Raw genomic sequence first — 14,023 nt, 5'->3', positions numbered from 1 at the left:
AATGTCGAGAATCCTCATCGCCAACCGCGGCGAGATCGCCGTCCGCATCATCCGTGCCTGCGCCCAGCACGGGCACACTTCGGTGGCTGTCTACGCTGATCAGGACGCCGACGCCATGCATGCCCGGTTCGCAGACGAAGCGTTCGCTCTGCCTGGGACGACAGCGGGTGACACGTACCTCAACATCGATGCGATCCTCTCCGCAGCGAAGTCCGCCGGTGCCGATGCCGTCCACCCCGGGTACGGATTCCTGTCCGAGAACGCCGATTTCGCCGCCGCCGTCGAAGCCGCCGGCCTCATCTGGATCGGTCCGACCGCGGACACGATCACGGCCCTCGGCGACAAGGTCACGGCCCGTCAGCTCGCGCAGAAGGTCGGCGCTCCCCTGGCACCGGGCATCGACCGTCCCCTCGAGAACGCGGCCGAGGTCGAGTCCTTCGCCGCCGAGGCGGGACTGCCGATCATCATCAAAGCCGCCCACGGTGGCGGCGGACGCGGAATGAAGATCGTCCACGAGCTGTCCGAGGTAGCCGGTGCCTTCGAATCGGCGACCCGTGAGGCCGTCGAGGCTTTCGGTAGGCCCGAGTGCTTCGTCGAGAAGTTCCTCGAGCGTCCCCGCCATGTCGAGGTCCAGATCGTCGGCGACGGTCAGGGTCGGGTCGTGGCCGTCGGTGACCGCGACTGCTCCGCTCAGCGGCGCAATCAGAAGCTCATCGAGGAAGCACCCGCCCCGGGACTGACGGATGAGCAGCGTGAGCGCCTGCACCGTTCGGCCGAAGCCATCTGCGCCGAGGTGGACTACCGCGGTGCCGGCACCGTCGAGTTCCTGCTCGCTGCCGATGGCACCATGACGTTCCTCGAGGTCAACACCCGACTGCAGGTCGAACATCCCGTCACCGAGGTGACCTCCGGGGTCGATCTCGTCGCCGAACAGTTCCGCATCGCCTTCGGACAGGAACTGTCGCTTGAGTCGACCCCGCAGTCGGTCGGTCATGCGATCGAGCTGCGCATCAACGCCGAGGATCCCGGCCGCGGCTTCCTGCCGACTCCGGGACGCATCGATGTCCTCGACGTGCCCGGGGGCCTCGGCGTGCGCTGGGATTCCGGTGTGCGTGCCGGTGACACCGTACAGCCGGCCTTCGATTCCCTCTTCGCGAAGCTCATCGTCCACGGTCCCGACCGTGAGCAGGCGATCGCGCGCACCGTGACAGCGGCAAAGGAACTCCGTGTCGAGGGTCCGGCCACGGTGGTGCCATGCTCCCTGGCGATCCTCACCGATGAGGCGTTCACCGGTCTCGGCGTCGACGGTGTCGACGGCATCCACACGCAGTGGATCGAGGCCGAGCTGCTGCCGCGCTTCGAGACTCAGGACCGCCCGGCCCCGGTCGCCGATGGCGAGATGCAGCGGATGTCGATCGAGATCGATGGGAAGCTCACCACGATCGGACTGCCCGCCGGACTGCTCGCTGCCCTCGGCTCGGTCGGTGGGACCGGTCAGGGCGGCACGGGTCAGGGCGGCGAGGCCGGTGGCGCCGGAAACGGTGGAGCCGCCTCGGCGAGTGCCGGGGATGTTACCGCTCCTGTGCCGGGCAGCCTTGTGGACTTCCTCGTCGAAGACGGCGCGCAGGTGGCGGCCGGTGACGAGGTCGCTGTGCTCTCGGCGATGAAGATGGAGACCCGGGTCGAAGCCCCGGTCGCGGGAACGCTGCGCCAGGTCGCGGCGGTCGGCGACGTCGTGGCGGTCGGGCAGGCCATTGCACGGGTCGACTGAGACGGCGGGCTGCCTCGGCGAAAGGATCGGTCGAGGTGACTGCGTGCATCGGTCGAGGCATCGGGCTCGGCAACGGAATAGAGTGGTGGTCAGCAATGGTTGTCCATCATGGAGACCACCCCAATCAGGAGGAGCATTCATGTCACGTCTGTCGGTCGGCGACACCGCCCCGGAGTTCACCCTCGTCAACCAGGACGGGAAGTCCGTCAGCCTCAGCGACTTCCGAGGTCAGCGGGTCGTCGTGTATTTCTACCCCGCCGCTATGACCCCGGGCTGCACGACTGAGGCCTGCGACTTCCGGGACTCACTGTCGGCACTCAAGGCCGCCGGAATCGCCGTCGTCGGCATCTCCCCGGACAAGCCGAAGAAGTTGCAGCAGTTCATCGAGAAGGAAGGTCTCAACTTCGACCTCCTCTCCGATGAGGACAAGACGATGATGACCGAATGGGGTGCCTTCGGCGAGAAGAAGAACTACGGCAAGGTCGTCCAGGGCGTCATCCGCTCAACCGTCGTCGTCGATGCCGAGGGCAAGGTCGAACTCGCCCAGTACAACGTCAAGGCCACCGGGCACGTCGCCCGCGTGCGCAAGGAGCTCGGCATCGACGCTGCCTGAGTCTGCTGCAACTTGAGCGTCGGGCGGGCTGAACTGCCCGTGCTCAACGTGAGCATCGGGGCGGTCCGAGTTTTCAACAACTCGGGCCGCCCCTGCTAATCTTGAGGACGTTGCGGCCGCGAGGGTGGCCGCTTCAGCGCGAGTGGCGGAATTGGTAGACGCGCTGGATTTAGGTTCCAGTGTCTTCGGACGTAGGGGTTCAAGTCCCCTCTCGCGTACCGCGGTCCCCGGCGCGGAAGTCGACAGGCTTCCGCGCCGGGGACTTTTCTGTCGTCACTTCTGTACGCAAACAGACGCGGAGAACGTAGTGTGGTCATTGGTGCACCGAACCTAGTGAGAGGACTGCCGATGACGACGTCCCCGGCCCCGACGATCCGCCCCACCGCTCCTGCCGACGAGGCCCGGTGGAAGGAGCTCTTCCGCGCCTACCGCGAGTTCTACCGACTGGAGCCCTCCGAGGAGATCGTCTCCCGAGTGTGGTCCTGGCTGACCGACTCCGCCCATGAGTGCCAGGGGCTCGTCGCCGAGGCGGACGGGTCTATCGTCGGAATCGCCGACTATCGTCGTTTCTCGCGTCCCTCGACAGGCAGCGTCGGCATCTGGCTCGACGATCTCTTCACCGATCCCGAGGCGCGCGGCCGAGGTGTCGGCCGTGCCTTGATCTCCCGGCTGCAGATGATCGCCACGTCCGAAGGCTGTTCGGTGGTACGGTGGATCACCGCCGATGACAACGCTCAGGCTCAGGTGCTCTATGACGATGTCGCAGCGAAGACGAACTGGCTCACCTACGACGCGAAGCCGACGGAGTCGTGAGCACGGAGTCGCCGAGTGAGGAGAGGCCGAGCTCGGTGGAGCCGGAACAACAGGCAAGCTCAGCGAACGCCGGTGCTGACCGCGAGGTGCTTCTGTGCTGCCTGCTGTGGGCGCGCGAAGGACAGGCTGAGGCACTGACAGCCTACGAGAACGGTGTTCTCGCGCTCATCTCCGAGCACGGAGGGCGCGTCGTCAATCGTGCCAAGAGCGACGGGGCTCAGGGGCGTCCCGACGAGGTGCAGCTCTATCGGTTCGAATCCACGGAAGCGCTCGATTCCTACCTGGCAGATCCGCGACGTCAGGAGCAGGCCGCCGAACGCGATCGCGTCATCGCCAGGACGGAGCTGTTCCCGGTCAGCTTTCTTCCGACCGAGTGAGGTCCTGCGCGAAGTGCTGCTGTGCGAGCAGGACCAGCGCCTCGAGCAGCGGTCGGCGCAGCACGCTGCCGAGGACGACTCCGCGGATACGCTCCTCCAGACTGACTGCGTCGCCGATCGCGTCGAGGTCGGTGCGACCGACGTCTTCAGCGGCTTCGACATAGGCGTCGAGTCGGTCGAGGATCGGAGTCAGGTTCTCCGTAGTCAACATGGCAACCGCGTTCACAGCCGCCCGATAGGCCGGTGACGACTTCGCGCAGTGCCACCCTCGCGCGGTGATCGCGCGGTCGAGTATCGCCGAGGCGGCTGTATCGTCCGTCTCGGCCTCGTCGATGAGCGCGTCCTGGACGACGCCCATCGCTTCGACTTCCGAGGCCTGCCCGTCCACCGCATCAACGACGGCTCGCACCTTCGCCAACGGCAGTCCGGCCACCGACGTCAGCGCCCCGATGAGGCGCAGCCGCTCGAGATGAGTGCGATCATAGACGGCTTGATTCACGCTTGTCCGTCGTCCCGGCTGCAGCAGTCCTTCGCGGAGGTAGTACTTGATGGTCGGCACGCTGAGGCCCGAACGACGTGACAGCTCCGCCATCCTCATCCCCGACTTCTCCGCTGATTCCTGCATCGCCATCTCCTCCCGGCACTGTCAGCAATGTTCGGTGACTGGTCTTGCTCGACCCTAGCAGATACCTCTACTATCTATTATGGATAGTATAACTACCTATTAAGAGGAGAGGTCATGGATGCCTTGACTTTGTCTGCGGTCCTCGTCACCGGCTTCGTCGGCTCAGCGGAATTCGGGTCGGCCGCTTTGGTTCATCCGGTGATCCGTCAGCTGAGGACGGACGATCAGCTGATCATGGAGAGGGGCCTGCTGAAGACGTTCGGCCGGGTGATGCCGGTGGGGATGACCGCAGCGACAGCGCTGGCCGTCATCATTGCCATCGATGAGCCCAACGCATGGTTGGTTTCGGCAGCAATCAGCCTCAGCGTCGCTCTGGTCGTGACGATCATCGGGAACGTCCCGATCAACATCCGGACGGGACGGATCACCGAGGAGACCGCCCCCGAGGGATTCATCGCCATGCGCAGACGATGGGACGTCTTCCAGATCGCGCGCGCTTCACTGCAGCTTCTCGGATTCGTCCTGGTGGCGGTCGGAGCCGTCGGACTCGCCTGAGCACCCGTCAACGTTCATCTCGCCGTCAGGGATGGCCCGGCAAAAGCGTCGCAGCACTCTGACCGCTGAGGTTTCAGTTCATCCGTCGCCGGAGTTCGGTGACTCCGCTGCCCGTCAGCTCTGTCAGTGATTCCGGTCGACCGGCCATAGCCAGGACGAGGTCGAGGACACGACCGGTCACCTCCGGCCCGCTTCCGGATTCGAAGTCGGCGTCGACAGCACTGAGCTTCAGCCCTTTGACCAGGGTCTTCGAGTTCACTGCGAAGTCCTTAGAGGCGAAGTATCGGGCCACCTCGACGGTCGCCTCGGCGCCAGGGGTCAGGTCGAGTTCCAGTGGTCGTGCGATGTCCTGGCCGTGGACGATGACTTCGCCGAGGAAGGCCGGGAAGTCTTTGGTCGGGGCGATAGTCAGTGGGATCGAGTTGCGGAACTTCGCAAGGGTCTCCTCAGGTGAGCCGCCGAGGCGGCGCGTGAGCAGTCGCGCGTTGTGTTTGGCAGGGTCGAATCCCGCTCGGATGATGCTGCGGATCCAGGCCCACTTCCCGGTGTTGGCTGCGGCTGTCAGGTGGGCGACGACCTGCTCGACCGTCCAGTCTGCACACAGAGTGGCGAGCGCCCACTGCTCCGGTTCGAGCGTGGAGAGCAGATCGGCCAGGCGCGCGCGTTCCGTGTGGATGAGGTCCCAGTATTCGGCTTCGTTCATCTGCTCGTCCCCGGTGATTCGTCGCCCGAGACGCTGACGCACCCCTCGTCTTCTACGTCGAACAGCAACCGGAAGCGTTCGCAGACGACCGGCATCTCGAGCGCGAATCCGCGTCGACCGTGCTCTTGCCAAAAACGCTCATGGATCTCGCGCCAGGCGGCCAGGGTTCGGTCGCCCTCCCCTTCCGCATGGGCATGCTCGGCGGTCACCTCGCAGAACGGAACGATGTCGATCGCCGTGGTTTCGATGAGGGCTCTCGGCCGGCCTCGGCCGTCGAGGATGATGCTCAGTTCACCCACCTCGGGTACGGATTCGTCATCGGCTTCGATGTCCCACAGCGCCGAGGCGGTGCCCGTCTTGGTCCCAGCCAGCACGAGAGCGAGGAGGTCGTCCGCATGCTCGGGAGTCGCGCCGAACGCCCATGCTTCAGGCATCGCCTCCGGCAGGTCGGAGCTCCGGGCGCGGACCCGCCCCCAGAACGAGTCGAGTGCGGCGCCGACCTTCTTCGCATGGCTCATGACACGGCCTCAAGCTGGTGCTTCAGACCTTGGATCAGGCTTGTCAACCCGAACTCGAAGGACGCCACCGCTGACGAGTTCTCGCCGAATCGAGGATCCAGCGCACCTCGAATCTCCGCAAATCTGTCTCCGGCCGATTCTTGAGTGATGAGGTCGACCGGAGCGACGATGTCCAGAGCGGAACCGAGGACATAGGCTTCGACAGACCGCATCACCGCCACAGTCTGACCCTGCGGCCATCCCCCTCGACGAAGTCCACCGATCACTGAGTCATACATTTCATACGTTGAGAGGTCTCGAATCGAGGTCGTGGCCAGCAACCGGATGAGATTCGGATGGTCGGCAAACGCCCTGAGATACGACCGGGCCCACAGTTCCAGCCCCCTGTCCCACGACACGCTCTCCGACGATTCCTCAATCCCGGCAAATACTTGAACGTCGATTCCAGCCACAATACGGGCGCGCATCAATTCGATGAGTTCACCTCGGCCGGAGACATGGTTGTACAGAGAGGACACCTGCCTGTCGACGCGAGCCGCCAGAGTTCGCATCGACAATGACTCTTCGCCGAGGTCGTCGACAAGCGCGAGCGCGGCATCAACCAGCCGATCCTGATTCAATCTCACAGAATGCTCGCTCTCAATTTCGCACTTCCCTACATCTTTCGAGCAGTGTATCGTGTTCCCAGTCACATACGAACACTGTTCGTGTAAACGCCGGTGCGGCCGGCCACAAGCAATGGAGCAGGAGGACGGCAGTCTTGACGACACAGCACTTCCACAACGGCACCATCTGGTTGGGCGCCGGCGCCCAAACTGAGGATTCCCTTGTGGTTCAAGATGGCACTGTCGTTGCCTCTGGTTCACATGCGGTGGCGGCCGTCCTCGATCAAGTTTCGAGCCACGACGGCGCAGAGTTTGAGTCCATCGATCTCGACGGCGGGTTCCTCATGCCGTCCTTCGGCGACGGCCATGCTCATCCGATCTTCGGTGGCATGGAAGCAGAGGGCCCACAGGTGAGATCGTGCACGAGCGTCGAAGAGATCATCGCTGAAGTGAAACGGTACGCCGAGGCTCATCCCGGCGACGACTGGATCACTGGTGCCTCATATGACGGCAGCCTCGTACGCGACGGCCTCTTCGACGCCGAATGGCTTGACAGAGCCGTGTCCGACCGACCGGTCGTCCTTCGCGCTTGGGACTACCACACCGTGTGGTGCAATTCTCGAGCATTGGAACTCGCGGGAATCACCGCGGCAACCCCGGAGCCGCAGATAGGCGAGATTCCTCGCCGAGACGACGGCTCACCGCTGGGCACTCTGCGTGAATGGGGTGCAATTGATCTGATCGACGCCGTTCGTCCGCCACACCACGATTCCGTCCGACTTCGCGCTCTCGATCGGGCAGCCTACTATTACCTGGCTCGAGGCGTCACTTGGGTCCAGGACGCTTGGGTGGAGCCAGCCGATGTCGAGACCTATGCGTCCGCCTCTCAGCAGGATCGGCTCAAACTGCGATTCAACCTCGCGTTCTACGCCGATCCCCGCCGCTTCACGCAACAGCTGCCCGAAATGCTTTCTGCGCGCCGAAGGATCGAGGAACTTTCGGATCCGTTCCTGACCGCTCAGACCGTGAAGTTCTTCGCCGACGGAGTCATCGAGAACGAAACCGGTGCGCTCATCGAGCCCTACTGCTCCTCCCTTCACAACCACGGCATGCGAGTCTGGGAAGGAGATTCGCTGGCAGAGGCGGTTCGCGAAGTCGACGCGGCAGGTTTTCAGATCCACATCCACGCCATCGGCGACGCGGCCGTTCGACAAGCATTGGATGCCATCGAGTACACAATCCGGAACAACGAAGCCCGTGATCGACGGCCGGTGATCGCACATGCCCAGATCATCGACTCTGCCGACCTGTCCCGCTTTGCTGAACTCGGCGTCATCGCGAATATGCAGCCTTTGTGGGCTCAGCTCGATGACCTCATGACAGTACTCACCGTCCCCCGGATCGGCAGAGAACGAGCCGTGGCGCAATATCGGATGCGCAGCGTCCTCGACAGCGGCGGGCACCTTGCGTTCGGTTCGGACTGGCCCTGCACTTCAGGGGCGCCGCTCGAGGGTCTCGCGGTTGCCGTGAGCAGACAGACCGATGACGGTGAGCCCGACGGCGGGTGGACTCCCGATGAGATCCTCGACATCGAACGCTCTCTCGACGCCTACTCGACTGCGGTGGCCCACCAAGCATTTGCAGACCATAGAACAGACGAGTGGGGAGCGATCCGTCCGGGCGCGAGCGCCGACTTCATCGTTCTCGATTCGGATCCCCGAGCACTGCTCCCACAGGAACTGTCTGCCACCCCAGTTCGCCGCACATACCTGCGCGGCGTGGCCGTCCATTCAGCGGACTGAATCGAAAGGACAATGATGTCCCATTCCAATCACAACGCCACCACGCAAGACACCTCCGAGACTCACCTGAAGCGTGCGCTCGGGGTACCTTCACTCGTCTTCTTCGGCCTCGTCTATATGGTTCCACTGACAGTCTTCACGACTTACGGAATCGTCACCCAGGTCACCGGGGGCCGCGTCCCAGCCGCTTACGTCATCACCCTGCTGGCAATGGTGTTCACCGCGCGGTCATATGCGAAGATGGCTGCCGCCATGCCCTTTGCCGGTTCGGCATACACGTACACGCAGAAGAGCTTCGGAGCTGGAATCGGCTTCGTTGCCGGTTGGGCGCTGCTTCTCGACTACCTGTTCCTGCCGATGATCAATTATCTTGTCATCGGCATCTACCTCAGCGCGGCTTTCCCCATGATCCCTGCCTGGGTCTTCGCGGTCTCTGCCATTGTTCTCGTCACGATCCTCAATGTCATCGGAATCGTCTCCGTTGCACGCGCCAACATCGTCATCATCGCTGCTCAAGCAATCTTCATCATTGTCTTCGCAGCACTCGGCATCGCCTCATTCACCGGATCTGGTTCTGTCGACCTAGCGGCGCCGTTCACTGGTGACGGTTCTGCACCCGGATTCGACAATGTCATGGCCGGCGCAGCGATTCTGTGTCTGTCTTTCCTCGGCTTCGATGCGGTCTCGACTTTGTCCGAGGAGGCCAAGGACGCGAAGAGAGCAGTTCCCCGCGCGATCGTCATCGCCACTGTCACCGGCGGCCTCATCTACATTGTTCTGTCGTACCTGGCTCAGCTGGTCTACCCGTCGAATCAGTTCGCCGATGTCGATTCAGGCGCGCTTGACGTCATGGCGGCGGCCGGCGGCGAATTCCTCACCGCCTTCTTCACCGCCGCCTATGTCGCCGGAGCATGCGGCTCGGCTCTGACCTCGCAGGCATCAGTCTCACGCATTCTCTTCGCGATGGGTCGCGACGGTGTGCTCCCGAAAAGCTACTTCGGCCGCTTGTCACCGCGCTTTCACACACCCACGATTGCAACTCTGACTGTCGGCGCAGTCTCTCTGCTTGCGCTCGCCGTCGACCTCGCATTCATATCGGAGATGGTCAGCTTCGGTGCTCTGATCGCGTTCTCAGCAGTGAATCTGTCGGTTATCAAGCACTTCATCATCGACGAGAAGAATCGCGGTTCACGTGCTGTTCTCAGTTCGATCGTTCTACCGGGAATCGGGTTCTGTCTGACCCTGTGGCTGTGGACGAGCCTGTCTCCGCGGACTCTTCTCATCGGCGCCATCTGGCTGGTTCTCGGAGTCGGATACCTCGCTTTCGTCACACGGGGATTCCGTCGGCCGACACCAATGCTCGACCTGACGGACTGACGTTGACCTACTCGGCTCAACGGGCACGCGATCACCCTCGACACGATCCGGCTCGTCATCGGAGCCGTCATCCCAGCCGTGGCAACAAAGGGCCTCCGCACCCAGCTTTCCGAACTCGCCGTTGACTCGGCCGATTCAGATCAGCCGGGATCCGTGGCAAAAGCCTGAAGAGGATGCGCTTCGATCATCGCCCGCGGGCTCGAGACAATACCGTCCCGAGCGCGCAGGCGATGGCACATCCGGCAGCCATCCAAGCTACCCACACCTGCCATGCCTCAGGCCCTTCAAGAAGCCCAGGAAACAACAGCATCAACACCCCAGCAGACACTGCCAGCCCGAGGATGAAACCAGCCAAAGCACTGTTATTCGCCATTTCATTCACTCCTGTTCACTCAACCCGCCTAAAGAAGAAACTGCTCGATCTCATTAATCGTCGACCGATTGTCACGGTGCACGATCGCATCCATGCCGACGGCACGAGCACCCTCGGCGCACACCTCGTGGTCATCAATGAACAACACATCGTCTGCATCAGCACCCAGTCGCTCAAGCGCATTCTCATAGGCCTCCGGTTCAGGCTTGAGCAGACCGGTCTCGTGACTGTAGAGAATCGGGTCAAAGACTTCACCGAACCCGAACCGCCGTTCTTCCTCGCGCCGCGCCCCGTCCACTGAGTTCGACAGAATCGCCACACCGGCGCGTGGCCGCAGCGCAGCTGCATACTCAAACAACTCTGTATTGAGACTCCCGCAGTATTCGTGCCACATCTCGGCCTGCATAGCCTCGATCAGGTTCGAATCCATCTCGAGCGCTCGACCCAGCTTCGACCAGTACTCGTCCCGTGTGTCCGCTCTACGGTCGATGACCGGCAAGTCCGCCGCCAGAATGCGCGCCCGATACTCCTCCGCTGAGAATCCAGAGCGCTCCTGCCACCGGCGAACGAAAAGCTGTACCCAGGTGTCATCATCAACGACCTCCAGCACTCCCCCGATATCGAAGAGCACCCACTTCCTCAAACTCATGAGGCAAGACTACCTACCGATGCTCGCGCTACTCGTGTGCCGGAAAGCCCAGGTTGAGGCGAATAGCCCATGTTCCAACGTGAGCTGCTGACCCTAAACCGTGCCGCGCGCCGTACCGCAGCAAAGAATACCCCGCCTCTTGTAATAGTGTGCGACACACACTATCGTGTGATGCATGAACGAGGATGAAGACAAGGCACTGGCCACCCACGAACAGGAGCTGCGACGCGGCACCGTGGTCTTCGCCAGCCTCGTCGCCTGTCGACGGCCGCAGTACGGCTACTCGCTGCTGACGACGCTGACCGAAGCAGGCATCGCCACCGAGGCCAACACCCTCTACCCCCTCCTGCGGCGGCTCGAGAAACAGGGCCTGCTCACATCGGTTTGGAACACCGAACAAGCCCGCCCCCGCAAGTACTACACACTCACCGACAGCGGCGCCGAAGTCGCCGCCGCACTGCACCGCCACTGGCTCGAACTCAACTCCAGCATCACCAAGCTCTGGAAGGACGGCACACCATGAGTGCGCTCACCGAAATCTACGTCGACAACGTCACCCGCCACCTCCCCGAAGACTCCCGGCCCGACATCGCCGCCGAGATCACCGCCACGATCGACGACATGGTCGACGCCCGCCTCGGCGAGGATGCGGATTCGTCCCCGGATCACACGGCGACCGTCGAACGCGAAGTCCTCGAAGAGCTCGGCGATCCCGTCGCGCTGTCGCGGGAGTACTCGAACTCTCCGCAGCACCTCATCGGCCCGAATTCCTACCCGCTCTATATCTGGGCGCTGCGTTGGGTCCTGCCCATCGTCGGTCTGCTCGCCGTGCTCACAAACATCGTGACCACCATCGCCGTCTCCCCCGGAGTCCAGATCGGAGAGATCATCGGCAAGACGGCCGGCAACACTGTCATCGCCCTGCTGACCGCATTCGCCGCCATCACGATCATCATCGGTCTCGGCGATCGCGGAATGGACGGCGGCGCATCCGATTCGCTCCGGAAGCGGAATCCGGGCACGTGGACGGTCGATGATCTCGACCGACGCGATTCCCACAGCAAGCAGATCCGCGCCGAGGCGGGGCTCGGGCTGGTCTTCATCGTCGCCCTGGCAATGGTCCCGCTCATCCCGACCTCTCTGCTCTACGTCGGCCACCTCAACGGTGGGGAGACGTTCGTCAACCCCGACCTCGGCGTCGGCTGGCTGCTCGGCTACTGGGCCTTCCTCGCGCTCATGGCTGGGGTCGAGGTCATCAAGTTCACGACCGCCTCGGCGAAACCGACCGTGGCCATCATCGGCGGGATCGTCGACATCGCCATGGCCGTCTTCCTCACCATCGCGCTGCTCACTCAGCCGGTCCTCCACCCCGAGCTCACGAACACCGGGAACCCCGACTTCCAGCAGATCATCACGGTCATCGCGATCTGGATCATCACCGTCTGGGATCAGGTGAGCACCTGGCGGATCTATCGCCGCAATCGTCGGTGAAGTTGTGCGATCGGGACGGCCACCTGCCGACCCGATCGCACAGCTGGCGCACAGCTGGTGAGAGACCTCAGTCGCGGCGGCTGGCGATGACAGTGAACTTCTTGTTCCGGGCCAGCTGCCGACTCGGTCCGATGATCGATTCGAGACGATCCCGGTAGCGCAGATGCGAATTGAACACCGTGAGCACCTGCCCGCCCGGCGCCAGATGCTCGGCGGCCGTGGCCATGAGCGCCGCGGCCGTCTCGGTCTCGATGGCCGTTCCCTGATGGAACGGCGGATTGAGCAGGATGACATCGAATTCGCCTAAGTTCGCGAGCGCCGGTTCTCCCGGATCCGCGGCGTCACCGAGGATGATATCGACTCCGACTCCGTTCGCCTCCGCTGTGGCCCTCGCCGAGGCGACCGCCGCCTTCGACACATCGACGCCGAGCCCCGTATTCGCCCCCGAGGCCCGCATGGCCGCGGTGAGCAGCCAGCCGTTGCCGCAGCCGAGGTCGAGCACGGACTCCGGCGCCCCACCTGGGAGCAGTCCCAGCAGTGAGTCGATGAGCAGCTCCGAGCCCTCATCGCTCTTCGTCCCGGAGAAGCAGGCCCCATGAGCGCGGACTTCGAGCTCACCGACACCGCGATGGGTGATCATCCCGCGGCGTGGGAATTCCGGCAGACTCGGAGAGGACAGGGGGCGGCTGCCGATGATCATCCGGTGCTTGCCGACCCCGGGAGAGACATCGACTCGGCCGAATCCGCGGGCGAGCTCCTTGTTGACGCCGCGGCTCATCGCATCGCTGCGGCCGATGACGATGATGGTGCTCGCCAACGGCTGCAGTACCGCGATCGTCTCGGTGAGCGCATTCATCGCCTTCGGAGCGTTGACGACTGCCCACGTCTCCCCCACGCCGAATTCGGCCAGTCCCGCGATCTCATTGAGCTCGCTCACTGCCAGTACGGGGGCCGCTTCGGCAACTGGCTCTCCGGCGACTCCCGCGGATTCGCCGGCTCCGGCCAGGGACTCGACCGCTGCGGCCAAAGTCCGTGCCTCGTCGAGCCGGTCGTTGTATGTGCATACCTGCGTCAGCCGGCTGAGCAGGGTCGCCTGCAGACCGTGCGCATCGTCGACGAGGATGAGGTTCTCGGGGACCTCGGCTGAGAGTTCGGCGGCGACGAAGGTGCCTTCGGTGTCCCGGCCCGAGACGTCGAGGACTCCGAGTCGGCGACCGATGACGTAGTCGATGAGCATGCGCGCCTGCGGCAGACCGGGCACATCGCTGAGCTGAGGGAATACCGCCAGCAGATCCCGGCTGCGATCGGCGGCGGCAGAGTCAGAGGGCAGCAGGGAGGCGGACATTCGATCAGTCTAATCCGAGCGGACCGGTCGCCGCCTCCCCGAGGGTGTGCCGCTCAGCCTTCGGAGTCGTGGTCGGTTTCGATGAGCTGCTTGAGGTTGGCCAATGCTTCGTCGGCTCCGTCACCCTCGGCGCGCAGAACGACCTTCTGACCGTATTCCGCGCCGAGGCCCATGAGGGAGAGCACGCTGGCCGCGTCGAGGGCATCCTCGGCCGGTTCGCCTTCCATGGCGATGGTGATCTCGAGGTCATAGTCTGCGGCGGCCTCGGCCAGCAGTGCTGCTGGACGGGCGTGCAGGCCGACGGTGCTTCCGACTGTTGCGATGGTCTCTGCCATGAGTTGTCCTTCCTGATCAGACCGGCCGTGGTTCGGCCTGCCCGGTGTTTCGGCATGTCCTGTTGGTGGTG

The 14,023-nt window shown here is 63.5% G+C and carries 16 protein-coding genes and 1 tRNA gene; 10 read left to right on the top strand and 7 right to left on the bottom strand.

Annotation, left to right across the window (positions count from 1 at the left end; translation table 11 throughout):
• Nucleotide 1: 1 nt before the first annotated feature.
• The 5 genes from KTJ89_RS11115 to KTJ89_RS11095 all read left to right on the top strand — a co-directional run bounded on the left by KTJ89_RS11115 (nt 2) and on the right by KTJ89_RS11095 (nt 3,574).
• Nucleotides 2–1,771 (top strand): ATP-binding protein, encoded by a 1,770-nt coding sequence (locus KTJ89_RS11115; protein ID WP_259357773.1) that lies wholly within the window; start codon nt 2–4, stop codon nt 1,769–1,771.
• Nucleotides 1,772–1,910: 139 nt separating this feature from the next.
• A complete protein-coding gene (gene bcp / locus KTJ89_RS11110) occupies nt 1,911–2,384 on the top strand; it encodes a thioredoxin-dependent thiol peroxidase (protein WP_259357772.1) in 474 nt (157 codons plus the stop codon).
• A gap of 136 nt (nt 2,385–2,520) precedes the next feature.
• Nucleotides 2,521–2,602, top strand: a tRNA-Leu gene (locus tag KTJ89_RS11105).
• 130 nt (nt 2,603–2,732) lie between these two features.
• Nucleotides 2,733–3,197, top strand: a complete 465-nt coding sequence (locus KTJ89_RS11100; RefSeq protein WP_259357771.1) for a GNAT family N-acetyltransferase — start codon at nt 2,733–2,735, stop codon at nt 3,195–3,197.
• Complete coding sequence (locus tag KTJ89_RS11095; protein WP_259357770.1) at nt 3,194–3,574, top strand: DUF1330 domain-containing protein; 381 nt, start codon at nt 3,194–3,196, stop codon at nt 3,572–3,574. The genes KTJ89_RS11100 and KTJ89_RS11095 overlap by 4 nt, the downstream gene beginning before the upstream one ends.
• Here KTJ89_RS11095 and KTJ89_RS11090 read toward each other — a convergent pair.
• Nucleotides 3,552–4,199, bottom strand: a complete 648-nt coding sequence (locus KTJ89_RS11090; RefSeq protein ID WP_259357769.1) for a MerR family transcriptional regulator — start codon at nt 4,197–4,199, stop codon at nt 3,552–3,554. The two genes, KTJ89_RS11095 and KTJ89_RS11090, sit on opposite strands and share 23 nt — an antisense overlap.
• Nucleotides 4,200–4,313: 114 nt before the next feature.
• Between KTJ89_RS11090 and KTJ89_RS11085 the strand changes: the two genes are divergently transcribed.
• Nucleotides 4,314–4,754, top strand: coding sequence for an anthrone oxygenase family protein (locus tag KTJ89_RS11085; protein WP_259357768.1), 441 nt, complete (start codon nt 4,314–4,316; stop codon nt 4,752–4,754).
• A 73-nt stretch (nt 4,755–4,827) separates the two neighbouring features.
• Here the strand turns inward: KTJ89_RS11085 and KTJ89_RS11080 are convergent, their stop codons facing one another.
• The 3 genes from KTJ89_RS11080 to KTJ89_RS11070 are packed head-to-tail and all read right to left on the bottom strand — an operon-like array spanning nt 4,828 to nt 6,667.
• Complete coding sequence (locus KTJ89_RS11080) at nt 4,828–5,457, bottom strand: maleylpyruvate isomerase family mycothiol-dependent enzyme (protein WP_259357767.1); 630 nt, start codon at nt 5,455–5,457, stop codon at nt 4,828–4,830.
• On the bottom strand, nt 5,454–5,975 hold the full coding sequence (locus tag KTJ89_RS11075) for an ASCH domain-containing protein (protein WP_374990269.1): 522 nt from the start codon (nt 5,973–5,975) through the stop codon (nt 5,454–5,456). The genes KTJ89_RS11080 and KTJ89_RS11075 overlap by 4 nt, the downstream gene beginning before the upstream one ends.
• Nucleotides 5,972–6,667 (bottom strand): TetR/AcrR family transcriptional regulator C-terminal domain-containing protein, encoded by a 696-nt coding sequence (locus KTJ89_RS11070; RefSeq protein ID WP_259357766.1) that lies wholly within the window; start codon nt 6,665–6,667, stop codon nt 5,972–5,974. Before KTJ89_RS11070 ends, KTJ89_RS11075 begins: the two co-directional genes overlap by 4 nt.
• A gap of 68 nt (nt 6,668–6,735) precedes the next feature.
• On the opposite strand from KTJ89_RS11070, the gene KTJ89_RS11065 reads away from it, so the two are divergent.
• On the top strand, nt 6,736–8,382 hold the full coding sequence (locus KTJ89_RS11065; RefSeq protein ID WP_259357765.1) for an amidohydrolase: 1,647 nt from the start codon (nt 6,736–6,738) through the stop codon (nt 8,380–8,382).
• A gap of 15 nt (nt 8,383–8,397) precedes the next feature.
• Entirely contained in the window at nt 8,398–9,759 is a 1,362-nt protein-coding gene (locus KTJ89_RS11060; RefSeq protein WP_259357764.1) for an APC family permease, read from the top strand.
• A 401-nt stretch (nt 9,760–10,160) separates the two neighbouring features.
• Here the strand turns inward: KTJ89_RS11060 and KTJ89_RS11055 are convergent, their stop codons facing one another.
• Entirely contained in the window at nt 10,161–10,781 is a 621-nt protein-coding gene (locus tag KTJ89_RS11055; protein WP_259357763.1) for an HAD-IA family hydrolase, read from the bottom strand.
• Nucleotides 10,782–10,956: 175 nt separating this feature from the next.
• Between KTJ89_RS11055 and KTJ89_RS11050 the strand changes: the two genes are divergently transcribed.
• Nucleotides 10,957–11,304 carry a PadR family transcriptional regulator gene (locus tag KTJ89_RS11050; RefSeq protein ID WP_259357762.1) on the top strand — a complete coding sequence of 116 codons (348 nt, stop codon included), beginning with the start codon at nt 10,957–10,959 and terminating at the stop codon, nt 11,302–11,304.
• A complete protein-coding gene (locus KTJ89_RS11045; protein WP_259357761.1) occupies nt 11,301–12,272 on the top strand; it encodes an HAAS signaling domain-containing protein in 972 nt (323 codons plus the stop codon). Before KTJ89_RS11050 ends, KTJ89_RS11045 begins: the two co-directional genes overlap by 4 nt.
• A 67-nt stretch (nt 12,273–12,339) precedes the next feature.
• Here the strand turns inward: KTJ89_RS11045 and KTJ89_RS11040 are convergent, their stop codons facing one another.
• Entirely contained in the window at nt 12,340–13,617 is a 1,278-nt protein-coding gene (locus KTJ89_RS11040; RefSeq protein WP_259357760.1) for a class I SAM-dependent methyltransferase, read from the bottom strand.
• A gap of 53 nt (nt 13,618–13,670) precedes the next feature.
• Entirely contained in the window at nt 13,671–13,952 is a 282-nt protein-coding gene (locus tag KTJ89_RS11035; RefSeq protein ID WP_259357759.1) for an HPr family phosphocarrier protein, read from the bottom strand.
• Nucleotides 13,953–14,023 lie beyond the last annotated feature (71 nt).

The organism is Brevibacterium sediminis (genome assembly GCF_024895295.1).
Lineage (GTDB): Bacteria > Actinomycetota > Actinomycetes > Actinomycetales > Brevibacteriaceae > Brevibacterium > Brevibacterium sediminis.
The sequence above is the reverse complement of the archived record's forward strand: the minus strand, read 5'-3'. Positions and strand labels throughout refer to the sequence as shown.